Genomic DNA, 21,461 nt, shown 5'->3' on the forward strand with positions numbered 1-21,461 from the left:
AGTTGGTGAAAAAATTTTCCTCCCTTTAGGGATGGGGTAAAGAAAATTTTTGAGTCGGTCAGTCGGAGAGTTGGAGTGTAGGTGAGTTTCAAAGTTGGTGAGAAAAATTTTCCTCATTTAGGGATGGGATAAAAAAAGTTTTCGAGTTCCAAGTTTGAGCGTGAAACCTGAAACTTCCAAGAACATCAAACCTCAAACTTCAAACCTCAAACTCCCGTAGTTTTCCACATTTCCACAATATGCAACTTTTCTTGTGTGAGCAATAACTTTTCTCTATTTTCGTTGATTAAATGTGGAAAGCGAAAAGCGTTCACCGACCGCTCCTAAAACAAAACCAGATTCAATGAATTCCAAAAAAATTATCATTGCAGCCGCAATGTTCTATTACGGATTTTCCGAGGCACAACAGTCGCAATACTTCAATGACCGCGAAAATTACCGCCTCAATCTTGCCGAAAATCTCTACAATTCTAAAATCTATAACGCATCCCAGTTCGAGTATTCCCGACAGTATTTCTACAACCAGTCGCTTTCTTCATCCAAGAAAGAGGCAGCACAGTTTTTTGACAACGTGATCGGAGTGATTTTACGCAAGAACCATGCAGAACAGGGATTGGAGGCGTTCATTAAGGAATATCCGAACTCCGCTTATTTTGCGCAGGCGAATCTTCCTTTGGCGGATTATTACCTTGCCCAAAAGGATTTTGAGAAAGCACTGGAAACTTTGAAAAACGTGAACCAGTACCAACTTTCACGCGAAGAAAACACGCAGTATGTGATGAAGCTGGGTTATGCGAAATTCATGACGGGCGATTCCAGAGGAGCGATCGACGCGCTGGAAGAAGCTCACAAAACCGCCGTGGATTCCGACAGAAACGATATTGCCTATATGTTGGGACACCTTTATTATGCCGATAAGCAGAATGACAAAGCGTTCAACTATTTTGACCAGATCAAGGATCAGGATAAATATGCGCGTTTGGTGAAGCCGTATTATGTGCAGATGTACTTCAACAACAAGGATTATGACCGTGCCATTTCTGAAGGAAATTCGTTGCTGAACGAATCGCTTTCCAAGGAATACAGTGCCGAAGTTCACAAGATTATCGGCGAAAGTTATTTTATGAAGGGAGATTACAGTTCTGCGTACCCACATCTGAAAATTTATTTGGAAAGCAAGAGTTCGCCATCAGAAAGTGATTTGTATGAAATGGGGTTTGTCTCCGCACAGCTGAAAAAATACGACGAGGCGGTTTCTTACTATAACCAGCTGATTAACAGTAATTCAGCTACTTCTCAAAATGCTTATTACCAGTTGGGAAATGCATACCTCGAAGTGGGGAAGAAGCAGGAAGCGCTTTCGGCGTTTCGTTCTGCTTATCAAATGAGTTATGACCCCAAAGTGCAGCAACTTGCTCATTTACAATATGCTAAGCTGAGCTACGACATTGGGAATCCGTTTGAATCTCCATCAAATGTGATCCAGAATTATCTTACGAAATACCCGAAAAGTACCGAAGTTGTAGAGTTGAAATCGCTATTGCTAAAGTCTTATCTCTATTCGGGAGATTACAAAGGAGTTTTGGCGGCGATCGACAAAATGCCAAATTCCACTCCAGAAACCAACAAAATTGATCAGGAAGTTTCTTTCCTTGTGGGGACCGAGGAATTTAACAAAGGAAATTTCAACGAGGCAGAAAAATATTTCCTGAGAAGTTTGGAGTTCAACATTAATAAAGAATTCAATACCCGAGCTGTTTACTGGTTGGCTCAAACCTATTATCATAAAGAAAATTATCCGTCAGCGATTGTGCGTTTCGAGAAAATCCTCAATGAGAATTTTCCTGAAAAACAGCAGCTGAACTACGATTTGGGTTATGCTTATTTTAAGTCGAAAAAATTCGATCAGGCAAAAAAATACTTCACCGAATATTTGAAAAACCCTAAACCTGAATTTAAGAATGATGCAGAACTTCGATTGGCAGATACTTTCTATGCCAACAACGAACTGAACGAAGCCATCGCAATCTACGACAAAACTGAAAATGCGAACGATTATACACTGTTTCAAAAAGGAATGGCTTTAGGTTTCAAGGGTGATACTGAAGCGAAAATCACCATGTTGAAAAAGCTCATTTCGCAATACAAAAATTCGGAATATGTGGATGATGCTCAATATGAAATCGGCGTTGCCTACGCAGCTCACGACGATTATGCGAATTCCAACGAGTATTTTACACAAGTGATCAAATCCAGTCCCGACAAAGATTTGGTTGCCAATGCGCAGATTTACCGTGCGCAGAATTATATTGACCTGAACCAGCACGACAAGGCGCTTTCCGAACTGCGCTCACTTGGAAATCAGTACAGAAATACCGCGTTTGCGGCGAAGATTGTTCAGGCGTCCCGACCGATTTTTATGAAAAACGGCGATGTTGCGGGTTATCAGAGTTTTGCCCAAAGTTTTGGCGTAAGAATCGACGCTTCCGAAATTGATGAGATCAACCTGAACTCGGCAAGAAATTATTTTGCCCAGAAAAACTATAAAGCCGCAATTCCACTTTATGAAAAGTATCTGACCCAAAATCCGACAGGTGACGGACTTTATCAGGCGCAATACCAGTTGGGAGAAAGTTATTACCAAACCCAGAATCCGACTAAAGCTTTGCTTGTTTTGCAGGAAGTAGCCAATGTACAGAATGATTATCAGGAGGATGCGCAAACCAGAATCGCCCAAATTTACTTGAGTCAAAACAATACCAATGAGGCGAAAAAATACCTGGAACCACTTTCTGCATCAGAAAATGTTACGCTCAGAAATTTTGCCAACCTCGAACTGATGAAGATTTTCGCCGAGGAAAAGGATTTCAGAAAAGCCGAAAATTTTGCGGACCTCGTTCTGAAAAATTCCAAAAACTCAGTTACGGTAATCGAACAGGCGAAAGTAATCAAAGCCAGAAGTTTGATGAACAACGGCAAAGACAACGATGCGAAAACTGCTTATGCCGCTTTGGAAAAATCATCCAACACCGAAGTTGCCGCGGAATCCCTTTATGCAAAGGCATTTTATCAAAACAAGGCAAAAGCGTTTAAGAATTCCAACGAAACCATTTTCAAATTGGCCAACAATTACGCTTCGGAAGAATATTGGGGAGCAAAATCACTTCTGCTGATGGCGCGAAACTATATCGGTCTGAAAGACAATTATCAGGCGAGCTACACGGTGGACCAAATCATCAACAATTACCAGGATTTCCCTGAAATTGTGGCCGAAGCGAAGGAGATTAAAAAGACGATTAGATAATTTGATAATTAGATAATTTGGAAATTTGGAAATGATGTAGAGACGCGATTCATCGCGCGTCACGTAAAGACGACACATAAAACAAACCCGAATCCCGCAACAACAAATATGAACTCAACAATAAAAATATTGCCATTACTATTCCTTGGAATTTCACAGGTCGCATTTTCACAGATCAAGGAAGAAAAACTCATCCTCGACAAAAAACGCGAACCCGAGGTAAAGAAAATAGAGAAGAAAAAAACTTCAATAGAAAAAGAAAAAAATTATCCACCCGAAGAAAAATCGCAGGTTCCCGTGAATTACGACATTACCAACGTTCCCGCTGCTTCGGATTTCAAAACTTCAACCATTCAAGGTGAAGATATCTCGCCAAAGTTTGACGCAGAGTACCAGAACAACTATTTCCAACTCGGAATGGGGAACTACGGGAAAATTTTGGCCGATGGAAATATTTCGACCACGCTCGAAAACAAGATGGAAGTGGGAGCAGATCTGCATTACCTTTCCACATCGGGTTTGAAGAAGGAATATGATTGGACTTCGAAACAGAGTTCCGCCAATCTCGGAGCTTACCTAACTTCTTACGGTGATTTGGGGAAATTCAGCATCAATGCCGATTATGGGCTCAATGACTACAACTATTACGGAATCTATGCGCTGCAACCTTCGGCAGATGTAGATTTACAGCAGAAAGTGAACCGATTTAAAGTGAACGGATATTACGATTTTTATTCGAATGAAATCTTGAATGATGTGCGCGTAAAATCTTCATTTTTGAGTGACAGGTTTGGAGCGAAGGAAACTCAGGCGGCGATTTTGCTCAACCTTTCCAAGCACCACTTGATGATTCCGAACCTGAACGATATTCGTCTGAATGCTGATTTAGGGTTGGGTTTAGAAACATTGAAATCGACTTTCGATCTTTTGGATAAAAATACTTCAAATGTTTTCAACACCACACTTTCACCGAAATTATCTTTTTTTAAGGACAAATCTTATTTGATGATCGGCTCGGATTTTTCCTTCTATAATGGAAAGAACAACAGTTTGGCTTTACCGGAGGAAACTAAGACCAACAAAATATATTGGTTCCCAAAAGCAGAAGTTCAGATTGCAACATCTGATGAGTTCAAGTTTTATGGCGGTGTTGACGGCGGTTTGAAAATTAATTCCTATTCGGAGCTGCTTCAGGAGAATCCGTACCTCGTTTCGGATCAGCAGTTGCGCGCGACAGAAACAAAGTACAGACTTTATTTCGGATTACGTGGTGATATTGATCAAAACATTAAATACGACATCAATGCGGGGTTTGCGAAGATGAACGATATTCTGTTCTTCAAAGCCAATGATCTCTTCAACCACGAGTTAACGCTTGACCGACCTGCTTATGATTTTGCGAACACGTTTTCCGCAGCTTACGATAACGGCACGGTGAGCGAAGTTAGGGGAAGTGTTCAATATTTCCCCTTGGCTAATCTTGCTTTGGATGGCGAACTTGGTTTTGCAAAATACAAACTGGATCGTTACGAGAATATTTTCAATAAGCCATTGATAAAGGCGAGTTTGGGTGCGAAATACACGATGCTCGACAAGAAACTGAACTTGGGTGCAAAAGCCATTTTCGCTTCGGATATGACGACTAATTCGTTTTCCATTAATGATGGAGTTACTGTTCCGCCAACTTATGTTTCCACTGAGAATTTAAACGACAAAGTCGGTGGGTATGCGGATTTAAATTTGTCGGCGGAGTATAAAGTTCACAAAAATTTCAGTATTTTTGCGCTCGGAAATAATTTACTGAACACCAAGTATCAAACTTTCAAAGCATACAAAGTTTTGGGAGCGCAGGTTTTGGGAGGAGTGAAAATTACTTTCTAAATGTTGGAGTGTGGGAGAGTTGGGGTGAAGCTCCTTTTCTCACCGACGCACCGACACCTCTACACAACAAGGCCCGATAGTTCAACTGGATAGAATATCAGATTTCGGCTCTGAGGGTTGAGGGTTCGAATCCTTCTCGGGTCACTGAAAAGTCGCTGTAATGGCGACTTTTTTTGTTTGATTTGCTATTTTCTGCATCGCAGGTTTTCAACAAATAGATTTTCGCAGCTCATTTCACCTAAGTTGCTAAACTTATTCTCATTTTGTAATATTTATTTATAAATTTGTTACGAAATGCCAACACTCTTCACATTTTTTGGTTTTCTATTCGAATGACCATGAACCATTTCATGTTCATGTATAAGGGCAGTGGCTTAGCGAAGTTTCAGGTTTCTCCAGAAATTATTTTGTTGAGCAGCAAAAATATGAAGCCAAGAGATCTGATTTTAGCCGAGGAGATTGTTGAGGATAAAAAGCAGGAAATAATAGATAAATGGAATCAATTTTTTAATAAAGAAGGAGATGAAAATTAGGAATACATTGGTCAGAGCTTGATGAAGATTTGAGTTTGAAAGGATTTTATACTTACAAAGTAAATTTGAGATCTGAAGATATTTATGAAAAGATATAGAAACATGAAAGCCACCAGAATTGGGTGGCTTTCTATTAGTCGACTAATTCTTTCTTAACTCATCTTCTTCGCATCCGCAACAAACTGAGCCAGACCTTTGTCGGTTAACGGGTGGTTCAGGAGATTCAGGATTGAAGCGAGTGGGGAAGTCACCACATCTGCGCCGATCTTCGCACAGTTGATGATGTGCATCGGCGAACGGATCGACGCTGCAAGGATTTCGGTATCCAGCATATAGTTATCGAAAATCACGCGGATTTCCTCAATCAAGTTCATCCCGTCCACAGAAATATCATCGAGTCGTCCAAGAAAAGGGGAAACGTAGTTTGCTCCCGCTTTTGCTGCGATGACCGCCTGTCCTGCAGAAAAAATCAGGGTACAGTTGGTTTTGATTCCTTTATCGGCAAAATATTTCAAAGCTTTAACACCGTCTTTAATCATCGGGATTTTCACCACGATATTCGGGTGGATCGCCGCCAGCTCTTCTCCTTCCTTAATCATTTCATCATAAGTGGTGCTGAGAACTTCCGCCGAAATATCGCCGTCAACGATTTCGCAAATGGTTTTGTAATGGTTCAGGATCGCGTCTTTCCCGCTGATTCCTTCTTTCGCCATTAGTGACGGGTTGGTTGTAACACCATCAAGGATTCCTAAATCCTGTGCTTCCCTGATCTGGTCTAGATTTGCCGTGTCGATAAAAAATTTCATGTCCTTTTTATTTTTTGCAAAGGTAAGGTTTTGTGCAGGATTCTGAAAACGGTTTGTTTAATGAAAAAACCTTGCGTTTCAGCAAGGTTTTTAATAAAGAACTAAACCACCTCGTCTTCAAAAATTTTCATTTTTGAATCCACCCAGAGATTGCTTCGTTCCTCGCAAAGACTTTCTAAATCTTCTCATTTTTAATTTCCTCTACAATTTCAGGATTAAGAAGTGTGGATGTATCCCCGAAATTATTGAAATCTCCTTCGGCAATTTTTCTTAAAATTCTCCGCATAATCTTTCCAGAACGCGTTTTCGGCAATGCGGAAACAAACTGGATTTTGTCGAGTTTCGCAATCGGACCGATCGTGTCGGTAATCAGCTGGTTGATTTCCTTGCGGAGATTGTCTCTGTCGCGGCTTTCACCGATGTCTTTGAGCATCACGTAACCGTAGAGTGCGCTTCCCTTGATGTCGTGCGGATAACCGACAATCGCGGATTCAGCAACTGCAGGGTGTTGGTTGATGCTGTCTTCAATCGGCGCGGTTCCGAGGTTGTGTCCCGATACGATGATCACGTCGTCAACACGTCCGGTGATTCTGTAATAGCCGGTTTCATCTCTCAAAGCGCCGTCACCAGTGAAATATTTACCGGGAAATGCCGTAAAATAAGTTTCCTTATACCGTTGATGATCACCCCAAATCGTTCGTGCAATTCCAGGCCATGGAAAACGGATGCAAAGATTTCCGTCCACCTGATTTCCCGTGATCTCGTTTCGCTTATCGTCCATCAATACGGGCTGAATTCCAGGAAGCGGGAGTGTAGCATAAGTCGGCTTAGTCGGCGTTACGAAAGGAATTGGCGAGATCATAATTCCACCCGTTTCGGTTTGCCACCATGTGTCAACGATTGGGCATTTTTTCTTTCCGACGTGGTCGTTGTACCAGTGCCACGCTTCGTCGTTAATTGGTTCGCCAACGGATCCGATTACCCTTAAACTCGACAAATCGTGCTTTTCAACCCAGGAAGTGGATTCTTTTGCCAAAGAACGGATCGCGGTTGGAGCGGTGTAGAATTGGGTAACTTTATGTTTCTCAATGACTTCCCAGAATCTGTCCGGTTCGGGATAAGTCGGAACTCCCTCAAAAATAACTGTGGTTGCACCATTTGCGAGCGGACCGTATAGAATATACGAATGCCCAGTAATCCAGCCGATATCGGCAGTACACCAGTAAATATCGTTTTCTTTATAATTAAAGATATTCTTGAAAGTATAAGCAGTGAACACCAGGTAACCCGCAGTGGTGTGAAGCATTCCCTTCGGTTTTCCTGTGGAGCCCGATGTGTAAAGGATGAACAGCGGATCTTCCGCATCCATAATTACCGATATGAAATCTGATGGTGCTTTTTCATAAAGCGGTTCCAGCCAAAGATCGCGGCCTTCCTTCATTTTTACTTCACCGCCGGTTCTTTTCACTACCAAAACTTTTTCCACGGTTGGGCATTTTTCCGCAGCTTTGTCGATGATTCCTTTCAGGTCGATGGCTTTGTTTCCGCGGTAGCTTCCGTCGGAGCAGATGATGATTTTCGCTTCGCAGTCATTCACTCTGGAAGAAACCGCAGTGTCAGAAAATCCCGCAAAAATCACGGAGTGAACAGCGCCCAATCTCGCACAAGCCAACATCGAAACGGCGAGTTCGGGAATCATCGGAAGATAAATGCAAACGCGGTCGCCTTTCTGCACGCCCAAATCCCGCAGAACATTCGCCATCTTGCAAACTCTCTCATGAAGTTCTTTGTAGGAAATATGCTGCGCTTCTTCCTTCGGATCGTTCGGTTCCCAAATTATAGCGGTTTTGTCTCCACGCACCGAGAGGTGTCGGTCAAGGCAATTCTTGGTAACGTTCAATTTCGCGTTTTTGAACCACTTTATTTTGGCTTCCTGCATGTCATATTCTACCACTTTAGACCAGCGTTGGTACCACACGAAACCTTCGTCTGCGATTTTGTCCCAGAATTTTTTAGGATTTTTGATCGACTTTTTATACTGCTTGAAATAATCAGGCAAATCGTCGATATACAAGTTCTTCATATAATAGATTTTTAGTTAATTTTTGTTTCAAGTTTCAAGTTTGAAGTTTGAAGTTTGAGGTTTGAATTTCGTATTTCGTATTCTGTCCTTCGTAATTTATTAATTCTTCATTATTAATTTTTATAAAATTCGTATTTTTCCTGAATTTCACTGATGATTTGCTCATCGTCGATGGTGGACGGAATTTGGAATTCCTTTCCGTCGAGCATTGTGCGAATGAGTTTTCTTAGAATTTTTCCAGAGCGGGTTTTCGGTAACCGGTTCACGATCATCACATTTTTCAATGAGGCAACCGCGCCGATTTTTTCTCTGACTAAAGAGATTATTTCCTTTTCAATTTCGGTATCTCCTTTAGTTACTCCTGCTTTGGTCACTGCGACTGCAAAAGGAATCTGACCTTTCAGCTGGTCCTCAATTCCGACTACTGCGCATTCGGCGATTTCAGGGTGCGACGAAACTACTTCCTCCATTTCAGAAGTGGAGAGGCGGTGTCCCGCAACATTGATGACGTCATCAACTCTTCCTGTCACGAAAATGTAGCCGTCCTCATCTTTAATGGCGCCATCTCCCGAAAAATAATATCCGGGAAACTGCGAAAGATAGCTCTTCTCAAATCTTGGGAAATCGTTCCAAATTCCCTTCATTGCACCTGGAGCGAGCGGAAGTTTGATTACGAGATAACCTTCGTGGTGAGCGTCGAGTTCATAACCGTTTTCATCAAATACCTTGATGTCATAACCAGGAATCGGTTTTCCGGCAGAAGCTCTTTTAATCTTGAAATCGTCGAAATAGGTGAGGAGTCCCAACATCGGAGAACCCGATTCAGTTTGCCACCAGTGATCCACTGCAGGAATCCCGATATGCTCATCAAACCAGTCGAGGGTTGCAACATCGCATCTTTCACCAGCAAGAAACTGTTTTTTGTAATGGGAAAGGTCGTACTTCTTGATGAGTTCGCCGTTCGGATCTTCTTTCTTAATTGCACGAATCGCCGTTGGAGCCGTAAACATCGTGTTTACTTTATGCTCAGAAATTACCCGCCAAAAAGTGCCCGCATCGGGTGTCATTACAGGTTTTCCTTCAAAAACAATGGTGGTGTTTCTGTTGATCAGGGGACCATAAACCATGAAGGAATGTCCAACCGCCCAACCAAAATCGGAAGCTGCCCAGAAAGTTTCACTTGGCTCCATTCCGTAATGGTATTTCATCGAAAATTTTAGAGCAGTGGCGTGTCCACCGGTGTCGCGTTCCACACCTTTCGGTTTTCCTGTGGTTCCCGAAGTGTAAAGCAAATAAAGTGGATGTGTAGATTCCACGGATACATAATCTGCAGGTTGCGACCGATCGACAAGTTCCTGATAATCAATAGTTCCCTCAAAATATTCGTGTTTGTTGTCGATCAACTGCCGGTCAAAAACTATTACGTGATCCACTTTGTCCTGAGCAAGCCGAATCGCTTCCTCAACAAGCGGTAAGTACGGAATTCGCTTTGCAATCTCGACTCCCGCTGTGGAAGTAATGAGCACTTTCGGTTTGCAGTCGTCGATTCTCACCACCAGTTCGTTCGGAGCAAAACCACCGAAAACCACATTGTGGATCACGCCGATTCGCGCGCAAGCCAACATGGTGAAGAGTGTTTGCGGAATCATCGGCATATAAACTACTGCGGTGTCGCCTTTCTTTAAGCCAAGAGAAAGTAGTCCGCCTGCAAGTTTAGAAACCTCGACTTTCAGTTGGTTGAAGGTGTATTTCTGCTGTTTTCCAGTGACTGGCGAATCGTATATTACAGCGACCTGCTCACCGAATCCGTCCTCGATATGTTTGTCGATACAGAGGTATGACATATTCAGCTTTCCATCGGCAAACCATTGCGGATAGCCGTTTTCGTCATCAGAAAGAATGGTTTTCGGGAATTCAAACCATTTGATATTTTCTGCCTGTTTAGCCCAGAAACCTTCTCGGTTTTCTATGCTTTCCTGAAACATTTCCTGTGCTTTCATCGATTTTAATTTTTGTCCCCCTTTCCCCCAAAGGGGGAGCGGTGGTTGTGTTAGTATTATTTTTTAGATTTTCAAAAGTTATTTTTCATCTATTGCATTACTCAGCAAAGTCCCGTTTTTTAGTTGATTCAATTTTTAAGAATTGTTCTCCCCTTTGGGGGAAAGGGGGATCAGTTCTTCCACCTTTTCCATCAGTTTTTTAATGGAGTAGGGTTTTGTGACATAAGCGTCTGCTCCCAGTTCCAATCCTTTTTTAATGTCTTCTTCTCCTGTCTTCGCGGAGAGGAAAATGACTTTTACTTTGTTCAGTTTTTCATTTTTCTTGATTTCGGCAAGGGTAGTGTAACCGTCGACATTTGGCATCATAATATCGAGCAAAATCAGGTCGGGAATTTCCGTTTTCAAAATTTCCAGGACTTCCGCGCCATCGCGTGCAATAAAAACTTCGTAACCTGCTTTGCGAAAGCTGTATTCCAAAGTCATTATGATTTTGTGTTCGTCGTCGGCGATGAGTATTTTTTTCATTTTTTTCTTTTTCCCGCAGATTTTATCTACGGCTATTCGTATTGAACTCTTCGAGTTCCTTTGTCGTTTCATCTGTTCCCGAGGATTTCATCCACGGCTATTTATATTAAACCCTTCGGGTTTTTCTTGCTTTCAGACTCTTGCAGGTCCACGAAGTGGACAAATTTGAATAGCCGTGAATGCAATTCACGGAATCCATTTTCGTCACGATTTCGCAACCGCGAAGCGGTTGAATTTTTTCTTCCATCTTCCATCTTCCATCTTCCATCTTAAAGCAGATATTTTTCATCATAATCAACATTGTTTTCTTTTAGCAACCTTTTGATTTCTTCTTCGAAGGTTTCAATTTTGTGATGCTCTTTTTAATTTTTCACATAATTGATGATCATGTCTTTTTCCCGTTCAGAGTATGGGAAAGCGCTGTAACTTTCCTGCCATTCTTCAAAATCTGGAAACAATCCACTTTTTTTCATCCAAAGATTACTTGCAACTTTAATATCTTTTACAAAATCACTTAGGCAAACTGTCGGATGTAAATCTGAAAAAATATGAATATGGTCATGCATTCCGTTTATCCTGTAAAGTTTACATTTTTTGTTTCTGATAATTCCCCAAATGTATTTATAAAGTTCTGCATCGTGTTCCAAATTCAGAGTGGTTTTTCTGTACTTGGTTGTAAAAATAATCTGATAATAAATTTGTCTGTAAGGCATTCTTATTTATTCTTTTTCGAGGGTTCTGTCCCCAACAATTTATATGGATCTCTTCGAGTTCCTTTCCTGTTTCTATTTTTTCCGGGGATTTCGTCCACGGCTATTCACATTAAATCTTTCGGGTTTCCACATCTTCCGTCTTCAAATAAATCTCAAAACTAACCCCAATGTCCTTGTTCTTTACCGCGATTTCTCCGCCATGTGCATCAATAATTTTCTTACAGATGGCTAAACCAAGTCCGCTTCCGACGGGTTTCTGGAGGTTTTGGTTTCTGCTTTGGTAAAACTTGTCGAAGATGTATTTCAGATCTTCTTCAGGAATTGTTTTTCCTGTATTGAAAATTGAGATTTTCAGTCGGTTTTCTTTCTGCTGAAACTTTGTCTGGATCATTCCCTGTTCGTTGGTGAATTTCAGTGCGTTTCCTAAAATATTTTGAAACACCTGAATAATCCGCTGTTCGTCGAATTCATAAAACTCATTCTCCAAGAGATTTACTTCCGAATGGTGGAGGTTTCTTTGCTCGAAAAGGTGTATCAGAGGTTTCACCGCTTTGTGAAAAGTGTCGATGATATTGTTACGCTGAATTTGGAGCGGGAATTCACCTGTCTCAAGTTTGTCGAGGTAGAGGATGTCGTTGATGATTTCATTGAGACGGTCGGATTCAGTGATGATGTTTTCCAGAAAGTCTTTTCTAATTTCCAAAGGCATTTCGTCATCGTCCATCAAAATTTCGCTCGTCGCGCGGATTGCGGTGAGCGGAGTTCTCAACTCGTGTGCAACAGTATCTAAGAACTCGTCTTTTTCCTTGTCTTTAACCAAGAGATTCTGATTGGCGCTTTGCAGCTCCGATGAGAGTTTGGTGAGTTGTCTCGACTGTTCGGTGAGCTGTTTGTTGAGCGTGATGTTCTCTTTGGATTCCTCCAGGATTCTCAGCACTTCGGGGAGCGAGATTTTGTCTTCTTTGGTTACGCCCTCAATTAAAATTTTTGCTGAAGCTGTGCCGATTCTTCCGCTCAGTAAATTTTCTGAAAACTTGATGAACCTTGAATCCGCGGTATCGTTTTCGTCGCTGATATTGTATTTTAGGTTAAAGATTTTCAGTGCCTGTTCCGTCTTTTTTTCACCGAGAAAACGGGTGAGAATCTTTCTGATATCTGAAATATTGGCGGTTCCTTTCCAGATATAGGCATTTTCGTGGCTTCGGATGTAGTCGTTGATGTCCACAAAAAGTTCCGCGAAATTTCTTTCCCGATAATGAGCGACAACATTGGTGGAGATCATGATGAAAAGTCCCGCATTGACCAACAAACTCCAGAAAAAGGTATTGGCAACTGGCGACAGATACGGAATCGTGAAAAATTTGAAGAGTCCCGAATTTTGATAAGTGGTGTCAAAGTAATTGGGAAGGATCAGATTGAGGTAGCAGATCAAAACTCCCGCAATAATTCCCACAACCGCACCCGAAAAACTACCGCGTCGCCAGAAAATCGCCCCGAAAAATGAAGGCGCAAGTTGAGCCGTCAATTCAAACGCGATGAGCCCAACCGAAAAGAGCGTTGAATCCGAAATCAGATATTTGTAAAAGATGAAGCCCGTGATAATCATCGAGAAAATGCTGAACTTTCTGATGTTCATAATCGTTTTGTTGTTGGCGTTTTCCGTTTCCGTTTTGAAATTGTCCAACCATCCGTAAGGAATGATGATATTGTTGGAAAGCATCACCGAAAGGGAAATACTCGAAATGATGATCATTGAAATACAGGCGCTTAACCCACCAAAAAAAACCATCGCCGTAACGAGAATATTGCCAAGTTTTTGCGGAATCAAGATAGAGTAGAACTCGGGATTTACATTTTCGTTCAGAAACAGAACTTTTCCGCCCCACGCAATTGGGAACACGAATACATTCATCAGCAAGAGATAAAGTGGAAACAACCAGATTGCAGTTTTCAGATGTTTCTCCGTTCTGTTTTCGATAATCGTGGTGTGAAACTGTCTTGGTAAAAGGAAAATCGCCGTCATCGAAAGGATCGACATCAGGAACCAGTTGAAGCCGCCATCTAAACCGTTAATGGTGTTCTTCTGAGCGAAATCCGGAAGTTTTGACGCCCTTTCATAAATGTCATCAAAACCATTAAATACACCATAAACCACAAAAAATCCGAGAACGATGAAGAAGATCAGCTTCAGAAAACTTTCAAATGCCAAAGCCGATACAATCCCGATTCTCTTTTCGGAGGCATCAACATATTTTGTTCCATAGTAGGCGGAGAAAAGTGCGATAATGAGTACCACATATGTTGCGCTGTCCAACAGGATATTGTCTGAATTTTCGGTAAGCGTCACCAGATGAAACGTCTCCGAAATCGCCTTGATCTGCAAACCGATATAGGGAATCACCGCCAAAATGCAGACTGTAGCGACCAAAGCTCCCAGAAAACGGCTGTTTCCGTACCGAAGGGAAATAAAGTCGGCAATGCTTGAGATTTTATTAACCCGGGAAATTCTGATGATTTTGGTATTGATGTAAATCCACGACGGAATGATGATTACGGGTCCGATATAGACTGCGAGAAACTCCAGACCTTGGTTTGCTGCAACACCGATGCTTCCGTAGTAAGTCCACGCCGAACAGTACACCGCCAGTGAAAGCGAGTAGATGTAGGGATTGTTGACCCAGAAATTGCTTTTCTTCTTTTCTGCCAAAAAGGCGATGAAAAACAAAAGTCCGAGGTAAATGACAACCAAAATAAACAACAGCGGACTACTCATCGTATTTCTTGAAAACTAAAAATGATGCTACCGAAGCAAAAAACCAAACCCCGAAAATGTAGGTGTAGATCATTGGTAAGCCGAACAGTTTTTCGTGCTTATTGAACAAAAGCAAAAACGGCGCATTAAACATCACGAATAAAATGATGCTGATGATGACCAGTTTTTGCTTATGTCTTTTTTTCATTTTGTTAGATATCAGATTTCAGATATCAGATTTCAGTTTTTTTTCTTTTGAAACTGTAAATCTTTAATTATTATTAGATTTCATCTACGTTCTTACGGCGACAATTTTCTTTGAATTGTCTGAAATCTGAAATCTGACATCTGAAGTCTATAAAAACTACATTTTTTCCTGAGAATATTCACCTTTCAGCGCGTACCAACCGAAAACCGCCATTCCACCGACAACTATCGGAAGTAGAATGAACACGATGATGATCCCAAAAACCAAATCCTCCTGTTTTCCAGACACCAGTTTCGGGATTCCCATTACGGTAATTCCGAGGTAGAGTACCGCTGCAGCGATGGCGAGCCAAACAATTCCTAATATTTTTTTTATTGAATCCATTTTTTTGTTTTTTAAAGTTAAGAAATTTTTTAAAGTCGGAAGTCAGAAGTCGGAAGTGGGTTTCGTGTCCTTAGTTTCTTCGGACCTCCGTCTTCCGACTTCCATCTTTTAATCCGTGACTTCTTTGTCTTTTCCGTTAAGGTAAATCAACCCGATCACGAAACAGATTCCCGCAACAACGATCGGATACCAAAGTCCTTCAAGATACCATTGAGCGTGTCCCGCATCTTTTCCGCTGGTTACGAGATACGTAGCAACTGCAGGTAAAAGTCCGCCGAAGACACCGTTTCCGATATGGTAAGGAAGCGACATTGAAGTGTAGCGAATCCTTACTGGGAACATTTCAACGAGGAACGCCGCAATCGGCCCATAAACCATCGTCACGAAAATCACCTGGATGAAAACCAGCAGAATTAGTAGCCATCTCGTATCGGAATTTACCGTAATCGCCGTTTTCAAAGTTGCAGGTTCAGGTTTTCCGTCTTTGATGATCGGACCGCTTGGTGACCAGTGCACGATGCTGTCTTTCTTCATCGAAGTTCCGTCGGTAAATATTTTTTCGGTATGGAAGGTGATTAAACTGTCGGTTGTAATTTTTTCGTGAAGTTTTGCGGTACGCTTTTCGGTAACTCCATTTTTCTCAAGGGTTTTTTCGGTTATTCCCACTGATTTAAACATCTTGTCGTAAATCGGTCTGTAAGCCAAAATCGCAATCAGCATTCCCAGAAGGATAATCGGTTTTCTACCCACTTTGTCGGAGAGCCAGCCGAAAAATACGAAGAACGGTGTCGCAAGGAACAGAGCGAGTGCCATCATCGTATCCACTTGTGCAGAGTCGATGTTCATTACTTTCTGCATAAAGTTCATCGCGTAGAACTGACCAGTGTACCAAATCACACCTTGTCCCATCACCGCACCAAATAGCGCGAGTAGAACGAATTTGAAATTGTAGCGGTTGCCGAAAGATTCCTTTAATGGATTTGATGAAGTTTTTCCCTCTTTTTTAGCTTTTGCGAAGAGTGGGGATTCCTTCATATTTCTTCTGATGACGTAGGAAACTCCAACCATCAAAATTGAAATCCAGAACGGGATTCTCCATCCCCAATTGTCAAATTCTTCGGCGGTTAATGATGTTTTTGTCACCAAAATTACGATGAGCGAAATAAATAATCCGGCAGTTGCAGTCGTTTGAATCCACGATGTCCAGTAACCTCTTCGTCCTGGTTGCGCGTATTCTGCGACATAAGTTGCGGCTCCTCCGTATTCGCCGCCGAGTGCCAAACCTTGAAGCAATCTCAAGATCAGAACCAAAACTGGCGCGATGAATCCGATGGTTTCATAAGACGGAACGCAACCGATCAGGAATGTTGAGAATCCCATAATTAAAAGTGTAACCAGAAAGGTGTACTTTCTGCCGATCATGTCGCCCAATCTTCCGAAGAACAGTGCGCCGAAAGGTCTCACCACAAATCCCGCCGCAAAAGTTGCCAAGGTGGAGAGAAACGCCGCAGTTGGATTATCTGCAGGGAAAAACTTGGTGGCGAGAACCACTGCCAAACTTCCGAAAATGTAGAAGTCGTACCACTCAATCAGAGTTCCGAGGGACGAAGCCATGATTACGCCCCAAATCGTGCTGTTTTTTTTCTTTTCTTCAACGTAAGCGTCGTGCTCCTGCTGAGAATTAAAATGTTGACTCATAGTATATTTGATTTTTTTGTATTAGATATTAGATATCAGATATCAGATGTCAGGTTTTCTTATTTTTGCTTTCTTAATTAGTTTGTTCTTCAACCTCAAACCTCAAACCTCAAACATTGAAACCGTCTGAAATCTGACGTCAGTTGTCTTTTAAAAGGAGTACATTACTCTCACCATTCCACGGAAGTTTCCAACGTCTTTGCTATTGTTTCCGGCGGTTGCATCGGGATTCAGGTCACCCCATTTTGCTGCGGTGTATTCCAGTTCGGGTGCGATGTTGAATTTATTTTGTTTGAATTCGACTCTTGCGGAAGCTCTCCACACATTGTCGAGCACTCTTGTTCCTGAAACTCCTCTCATATAAAGGTTTTTGAAACCTGTGTCGACTCCAGAATTCTTGGTGTATCCAAAGAAAACTCCAGGAGCAATTTTCGCGTGGTTGCTTGCAACATCAATCCAGAAAGCGGAGGTCTTGGTCGGTTTGTAATATTCGATTCCGCTGGGTTCGGTGTATCCCGCGAAACCGCCGATCATTACGAGATGGTGAAGGTTTCCGCCCGTAATTCCGTAAAGTTTGGTGATGATCTTGTCGTTGGAATATTTGAAGTAGCCGAGGAAATTGGCAGAATTTACTTTTTGGTCGGAAGCAAGTCCGCCGGATTCGATCACGGGTTGTAGCGATTGGTATTCTCCCGCGATTCCCGCGACGATATTTTTATTCTTGTACTGAAGTTGTCCATGGAAAGTTGGGAGTGCAGAGTTGAAGGTCGCACTGTTTGCCGAAGCTCCGGTCGCATTTGCGGTTTGGAATTCACGATCCTTATAAACGACTCCGATAAAGGAAAGTTCAGGAGTGAATCTTTGCTGAACCCTGATTTGTCCCGCCCAACCAAACGGATTAAACATAATTCCCGTATTGAAATTGGCAACTCCAGGGAACACTTCGGGAATAAAGGATGGATACCAAGTCTGCCCGAAAGTCACAGCGGTTTTTCCCCAATCGAGTGTCGCGGTTGCGTGACGGAGCCGTAAAAGTCCAGTGCTTCCCGTTCCAGCTGTAGTTTTATTGAGTTCCGTGTTTCCGAAGAAGTCGGCTTCTATTTTTCCGGTAGCTTTTGCGCCCCAAACATCTGGTCCCTTGAAATTAATTCCTACTCTTGAAGTAATCGCCAGAAAATTGCTTGCTCCCGCTGAGTTGATGTCTTTTCCATTCGCGTCGAGTTTTTCGTCTAAAGGATATAGGTTCAGATTGTACTCGCGCGAATAGGAAGATTGTCGGCTGTCGAAATTGTATTCGGTTCGAACCCAGCCGTAAATGGAGGCGTCCCATTCTTTCGGTTTGGATTTTTCGGCTTCCAGTTTTTCAATTCTTTTGAGAAGTTCTTCGTTCGAAGGTGTTTCCTGAGCTCGTGCGCTTTGTGAAACGATTGTTGAAAATGTGATTCCCAACAAAACTACAAATCTCTTCATGGGTTGATAATTTTTAGTTCGTTTTTTTGATGAAACGAAATTGAAACTAAAAATTTAACTGAAGAAATTTAATATATATATGTGTAAACAGGATACAAGATACAAGAGACAAGTAAAAAGAAACAGGATAAAAGTAAAATGACAAAAGGACTGTATGAAGAAAATATCTATACAGTTCATAAGATTCTCATTTACTTTGCCTTATCCTAAACCTCAACCTTGTTTCTTTTGCCTTGTATCTTGTGTCTTTACTTTTTAAACCTTTCCCATTTAATCATCATATACTTGTCGCCAAACTCGGTGATGATGATTCCCGATCCTTTGATATTTGCTTCGTTTTGCATGAATTCGATCAGCTCGCTTTGTTTAAAAACTTTATACACAGGATGGAAATCGGAATGGGGCGGTCTTTTGATATTGTATTTTCTGATCCAAGAACTTACCGTAACGTGTGAAACGCCGATGATTCTTTCGATTTCGCGGTAGCTTAAACCTTCCAGATAGAGTTGGAGCGCCTTCGTTACAAAGTAGTCGTCGATTTGCTTCCCAAGCTTTTTTACAGTGAAATAATAATTGCAGTCTTTGCAGTAGAACCGCTGTCTTTCGTTGATGATACCGCTTTTAACAATGTTTTTCTCGTTGCATTTCGGGCAGGAATTGGGCATAACTATATTATTTTAGCAAAGATATATTAATTTAGCAATAAAGTAGTTTTTTTAATTTCAATGTTAAAGAAAATTTTGTGGTTCAACTTATTTTCCTAATTTTGCAGCTAATGAAAAATACCCATTTTTTCTACGATACTTATGGAAGCGGAAACGCTGACGAATATGATATTTATTATTAGAACGAAGTCAAAACCGACTTCGTTTTTTTTTAATTTTATCGGACTAAATTCTTAGAATTATGATCAAGCTATCAAGAATAAGCAAAGAAGACATCGAGAAAATACTGAATGCCGCGCTGGAATTTGCCGACGGAAAAGTGTGTAAGGCGAAATCGGACGTTTTTGTTTCCAACCTCTTTTTTGAAGACAGTACCAGAACAAGGGTAAGCTTCGAGGTGGCCGAAAGAAAACTGGGACTCCACGTCATTCCTTTCGATGTGCAGACAAGTTCCGTGAATAAAGGCGAATCGTTATACGACACCATCAAAACTATCGAGTCGATCGGGATTGACCTTGCTGTAATCAGACACAGTAAGGACCGATATTACGACGAACTGATTGACGCAGATTTAGCGCTGATCAACGCAGGTGACGGAATCGGCCATCATCCGAGTCAGAGTTTGCTGGATCTGATGACCATTAAGCAAGAATTCGGAAGCTTTGAAGGACTCACTGTCGGAATTGTAGGCGACGTAAAGCACAGCAGAGTTGCCAATTCCGATGCGGATGCATTGCGAAGATTGGGAGCAAAAGTTCACTTCTCTGGTCCTGAAGATTGGTTCGGACAAGGTGAAATGATGAACGGAACTTACCGGAACCTCGACCACCTTATTCCTGAAGCCGACGTAATTATGCTGTTGAGAATTCAGCACGAAAGACACAGCAGCGAAATGCAGATCAGCGATTATCTGAACAAATACGGAATGACCAAGGAGCGCGAGAAAAGAATGAAACCAGGTGCAATCATTATGCATCCTGCACCGATTAACCGCGGTGTGGAGATCGACAGCGACTTGGTGGAATGCGAACGTTCGAGAATTTTCAAGCAAATGGAAAACGGCGTTTATGCGAGAATGGCGATTCTGAAAGATGCGCTCGAAAAGAAGGGCTTCGAATTCGAAGAAATCAAGAAATAATGATCAATGGGCTTTTTGCCCATTTTTTTTAAGTTAAATTTTAGTCAGATGTCTGAAATCTGACATCTGAAATCTAATAAAAAGAATGAAAAAGAAATTAATTTTAGAATCTGGTGAAGTTTTTCACGGTACGGGTTTCGGAGCAGATACCGATACGGTAGGAGAAGTAGTTTTCAACACAGGAATGACGGGTTATCAGGAACTGATTTCCGATCCGTCGTACAGCGGACAGTTGGTTTGTATGACATACCCGCTCATCGGAAACTACGGCATCAACCGGGACGACTACGAAAGTATGGAACCTGCGATGAAAGGATTGATCGTGAAAGAACTCTGTGATTTCCCTTCCAATTTCAGGAACCAGATGACGGTCGACGAACTGTTTAAAAAGAAAAACCTTTCCGGAATCCAGGGAATCGATACCCGCAAACTGACGAGAATCATCAGAAATAAAGGCGTTGTTCGCGGAAAGATAGTGAACGAAAATGTCGATGAACAGGAAGTTGTGAATTTTCTCAACAATTTCGAAGTCCCTTCAAACCAGGTCGAAAGCGTCTCCACCAAAACAGCGTACGCTGCTCCTGGAAGAGGTTTCAAAGTAGTATTGGTAGATTTCGGGTCGAAGTTGGGAATCATCCGCGAACTTTCTCAAAGAGATTGCGATATCACGGTCGTTTCGCAGGACACCACCGCTGACGAAATCCTTCTGATGAATCCCGATGGAGTGATGCTTTCCAACGGTCCTGGAAATCCGGAAGATGTGAAAGGCGCTAAAGAAATGATCAACGGAATCATCGGTAAAGTCCCTGTTTTCGGGATTTGCCTCGGTCATCAGTTAATCGGTTTGGCGTGTGGTGCGAAAACCTTCAAACTGAAATTCGGTCACCGCGGAGGAAACCATCCCGTTCTCGATATTGCAAGAAACCGTGTAGAAATCACTTCCCAAAACCACGGTTATGCCATCGATTCTGAAAGCTTAAAATCTACAGATTTAGAGGAAACCCACATCGCACTGAACGACAGAACAAACGAAGGTTTCCGACATAAAGTTCACCCTTGTTTCTCGGTGCAGTACCATCCGGAGGCAAGTCCAGGTCCTGAAGACACCAATTATCATTTTGAAGAGTTTATTGATCTAATGTATCAATTTAGAAATGGGACAATGTAACAATGTAACAAAGTAACAATTTCTGGTAATAATAGCGATTTATTAAGTCTTGAAATTTTAAAACTGTCGATTTCGACGGGTTTAAAGAAAGGTAAAATAAATGTCCGATTTTTTCGGACGATTGAGAAACACA

17 protein-coding genes and 1 tRNA gene are annotated in these 21,461 nt (G+C 41.8%); 6 read left to right on the forward strand and 12 right to left on the reverse strand.

Annotated features, from left to right (window positions below):
• The first annotated feature begins 343 nt into the window (after positions 1-343).
• The 4 genes from MTP09_RS06850 (at position 344) to MTP09_RS06865 (ending at position 5,718) form a co-directional block, all read left to right on the forward strand.
• On the forward strand, positions 344-3,304 hold the full coding sequence (locus MTP09_RS06850; RefSeq protein ID WP_243551423.1) for a tetratricopeptide repeat protein: 2,961 nt from the start codon (positions 344-346) through the stop codon (positions 3,302-3,304).
• Between the two features lie 108 nt (positions 3,305-3,412).
• Positions 3,413-5,185, forward strand: a complete 1,773-nt coding sequence (locus tag MTP09_RS06855; protein ID WP_243551425.1) for a TonB-dependent receptor — start codon at positions 3,413-3,415, stop codon at positions 5,183-5,185.
• A 70-nt stretch (positions 5,186-5,255) separates the two neighbouring features.
• Positions 5,256-5,329: transfer RNA gene (locus tag MTP09_RS06860), tRNA-Arg, on the forward strand.
• Between the two features lie 212 nt (positions 5,330-5,541).
• A complete protein-coding gene (locus tag MTP09_RS06865) occupies positions 5,542-5,718 on the forward strand; it encodes a DUF4160 domain-containing protein (RefSeq protein WP_243551427.1) in 177 nt (58 codons plus the stop codon).
• Between the two features lie 152 nt (positions 5,719-5,870).
• On the opposite strand, the gene fsa is transcribed toward MTP09_RS06865, so the two are convergent.
• The 12 genes from fsa to MTP09_RS06925 form a co-directional block, all read right to left on the reverse strand.
• Complete coding sequence (gene fsa / locus MTP09_RS06870; RefSeq protein WP_243551429.1) at positions 5,871-6,524, reverse strand: fructose-6-phosphate aldolase; 654 nt, start codon at positions 6,522-6,524, stop codon at positions 5,871-5,873.
• Between the two features lie 175 nt (positions 6,525-6,699).
• A complete protein-coding gene (gene acs, locus MTP09_RS06875; RefSeq protein ID WP_243551431.1) occupies positions 6,700-8,607 on the reverse strand; it encodes an acetate--CoA ligase in 1,908 nt (635 codons plus the stop codon).
• Between the two features lie 113 nt (positions 8,608-8,720).
• Positions 8,721-10,607, reverse strand: coding sequence for an AMP-binding protein (locus tag MTP09_RS06880; protein ID WP_243551432.1), 1,887 nt, complete (start codon positions 10,605-10,607; stop codon positions 8,721-8,723).
• A gap of 135 nt (positions 10,608-10,742) precedes the next feature.
• The gene (locus MTP09_RS06885) at positions 10,743-11,132 is read right to left on the reverse strand and encodes a response regulator transcription factor (protein ID WP_243551434.1); all 390 of its coding nucleotides are present in this window, start codon (positions 11,130-11,132) and stop codon (positions 10,743-10,745) included.
• 106 nt (positions 11,133-11,238) lie between these two features.
• Complete coding sequence (locus tag MTP09_RS06890) at positions 11,239-11,424, reverse strand: hypothetical protein (protein WP_243551436.1); 186 nt, start codon at positions 11,422-11,424, stop codon at positions 11,239-11,241.
• 70 nt (positions 11,425-11,494) lie between these two features.
• Positions 11,495-11,845 (reverse strand): IS200/IS605 family transposase, encoded by a 351-nt coding sequence (tnpA, locus tag MTP09_RS06895; protein WP_243551438.1) that lies wholly within the window; start codon positions 11,843-11,845, stop codon positions 11,495-11,497.
• Positions 11,846-11,954: 109 nt separating this feature from the next.
• Positions 11,955-14,618 carry an ATP-binding protein gene (locus MTP09_RS06900; RefSeq protein WP_243551440.1) on the reverse strand — a complete coding sequence of 888 codons (2,664 nt, stop codon included), beginning with the start codon at positions 14,616-14,618 and terminating at the stop codon, positions 11,955-11,957.
• Positions 14,611-14,805, reverse strand: coding sequence for a hypothetical protein (locus tag MTP09_RS06905; protein ID WP_243551442.1), 195 nt, complete (start codon positions 14,803-14,805; stop codon positions 14,611-14,613). Before MTP09_RS06905 ends, MTP09_RS06900 begins: the two co-directional genes overlap by 8 nt.
• A 156-nt stretch (positions 14,806-14,961) precedes the next feature.
• Positions 14,962-15,189, reverse strand: a complete 228-nt coding sequence (locus MTP09_RS06910; RefSeq protein WP_243551444.1) for a DUF6814 family protein — start codon at positions 15,187-15,189, stop codon at positions 14,962-14,964.
• A 108-nt stretch (positions 15,190-15,297) separates the two neighbouring features.
• Positions 15,298-16,887, reverse strand: a complete 1,590-nt coding sequence (locus MTP09_RS06915) for an MFS transporter (protein ID WP_243551446.1) — start codon at positions 16,885-16,887, stop codon at positions 15,298-15,300.
• Positions 16,888-17,037: 150 nt separating this feature from the next.
• Positions 17,038-18,357, reverse strand: a complete 1,320-nt coding sequence (locus MTP09_RS06920; protein ID WP_243551448.1) for a hypothetical protein — start codon at positions 18,355-18,357, stop codon at positions 17,038-17,040.
• Positions 18,358-18,605: 248 nt separating this feature from the next.
• Positions 18,606-19,022, reverse strand: coding sequence for an IS1/IS1595 family N-terminal zinc-binding domain-containing protein (locus tag MTP09_RS06925; protein WP_243551450.1), 417 nt, complete (start codon positions 19,020-19,022; stop codon positions 18,606-18,608).
• Positions 19,023-19,263: 241 nt separating this feature from the next.
• Here MTP09_RS06925 and MTP09_RS06930 point away from each other — a divergent pair, with 241 nt between their 5' ends.
• Positions 19,264-20,160, forward strand: a complete 897-nt coding sequence (locus MTP09_RS06930) for an aspartate carbamoyltransferase catalytic subunit (protein ID WP_243551452.1) — start codon at positions 19,264-19,266, stop codon at positions 20,158-20,160.
• A gap of 85 nt (positions 20,161-20,245) precedes the next feature.
• Positions 20,246-21,328 carry a glutamine-hydrolyzing carbamoyl-phosphate synthase small subunit gene (gene carA / locus MTP09_RS06935; protein WP_243551454.1) on the forward strand — a complete coding sequence of 361 codons (1,083 nt, stop codon included), beginning with the start codon at positions 20,246-20,248 and terminating at the stop codon, positions 21,326-21,328.
• Positions 21,329-21,461: the final 133 nt, after the last annotated feature.

The sequence above is a fragment of the Chryseobacterium suipulveris genome, from assembly GCF_022811685.1.
Lineage (GTDB): Bacteria > Bacteroidota > Bacteroidia > Flavobacteriales > Weeksellaceae > Kaistella > Kaistella suipulveris.

Excerpts from the sequence above, each read along its gene's own strand:
- MTP09_RS06850 (WP_243551423.1), top strand. The coding sequence starts at position 344 with ATGAATTCCAAAAAAATTATCATTGCAGCCGCAATGTTCTATTACGGA.
- MTP09_RS06855 (WP_243551425.1), top strand. The coding sequence starts at position 3,413 with ATGAACTCAACAATAAAAATATTGCCATTACTATTCCTTGGAATTTCA.
- MTP09_RS06865 (WP_243551427.1), top strand. The coding sequence starts at position 5,542 with ATGTATAAGGGCAGTGGCTTAGCGAAGTTTCAGGTTTCTCCAGAAATT.
- fsa (WP_243551429.1), bottom strand. The coding sequence starts at position 6,524 with ATGAAATTTTTTATCGACACGGCAAATCTAGACCAGATCAGGGAAGCA.
- acs (WP_243551431.1), bottom strand. The coding sequence starts at position 8,607 with ATGAAGAACTTGTATATCGACGATTTGCCTGATTATTTCAAGCAGTAT.
- MTP09_RS06880 (WP_243551432.1), bottom strand. The coding sequence starts at position 10,607 with ATGAAAGCACAGGAAATGTTTCAGGAAAGCATAGAAAACCGAGAAGGT.
- MTP09_RS06885 (WP_243551434.1), bottom strand. The coding sequence starts at position 11,132 with ATGAAAAAAATACTCATCGCCGACGACGAACACAAAATCATAATGACT.
- MTP09_RS06890 (WP_243551436.1), bottom strand. The coding sequence starts at position 11,424 with ATGATGAAAAATATCTGCTTTAAGATGGAAGATGGAAGATGGAAGATG.
- tnpA (WP_243551438.1), bottom strand. The coding sequence starts at position 11,845 with ATGCCTTACAGACAAATTTATTATCAGATTATTTTTACAACCAAGTAC.
- MTP09_RS06900 (WP_243551440.1), bottom strand. The coding sequence starts at position 14,618 with ATGAGTAGTCCGCTGTTGTTTATTTTGGTTGTCATTTACCTCGGACTT.
- MTP09_RS06905 (WP_243551442.1), bottom strand. The coding sequence starts at position 14,805 with ATGAAAAAAAGACATAAGCAAAAACTGGTCATCATCAGCATCATTTTA.
- MTP09_RS06910 (WP_243551444.1), bottom strand. The coding sequence starts at position 15,189 with ATGGATTCAATAAAAAAAATATTAGGAATTGTTTGGCTCGCCATCGCT.
- MTP09_RS06915 (WP_243551446.1), bottom strand. The coding sequence starts at position 16,887 with ATGAGTCAACATTTTAATTCTCAGCAGGAGCACGACGCTTACGTTGAA.
- MTP09_RS06920 (WP_243551448.1), bottom strand. The coding sequence starts at position 18,357 with ATGAAGAGATTTGTAGTTTTGTTGGGAATCACATTTTCAACAATCGTT.
- MTP09_RS06925 (WP_243551450.1), bottom strand. The coding sequence starts at position 19,022 with ATGCCCAATTCCTGCCCGAAATGCAACGAGAAAAACATTGTTAAAAGC.
- MTP09_RS06930 (WP_243551452.1), top strand. The coding sequence starts at position 19,264 with ATGATCAAGCTATCAAGAATAAGCAAAGAAGACATCGAGAAAATACTG.
- carA (WP_243551454.1), top strand. The coding sequence starts at position 20,246 with ATGAAAAAGAAATTAATTTTAGAATCTGGTGAAGTTTTTCACGGTACG.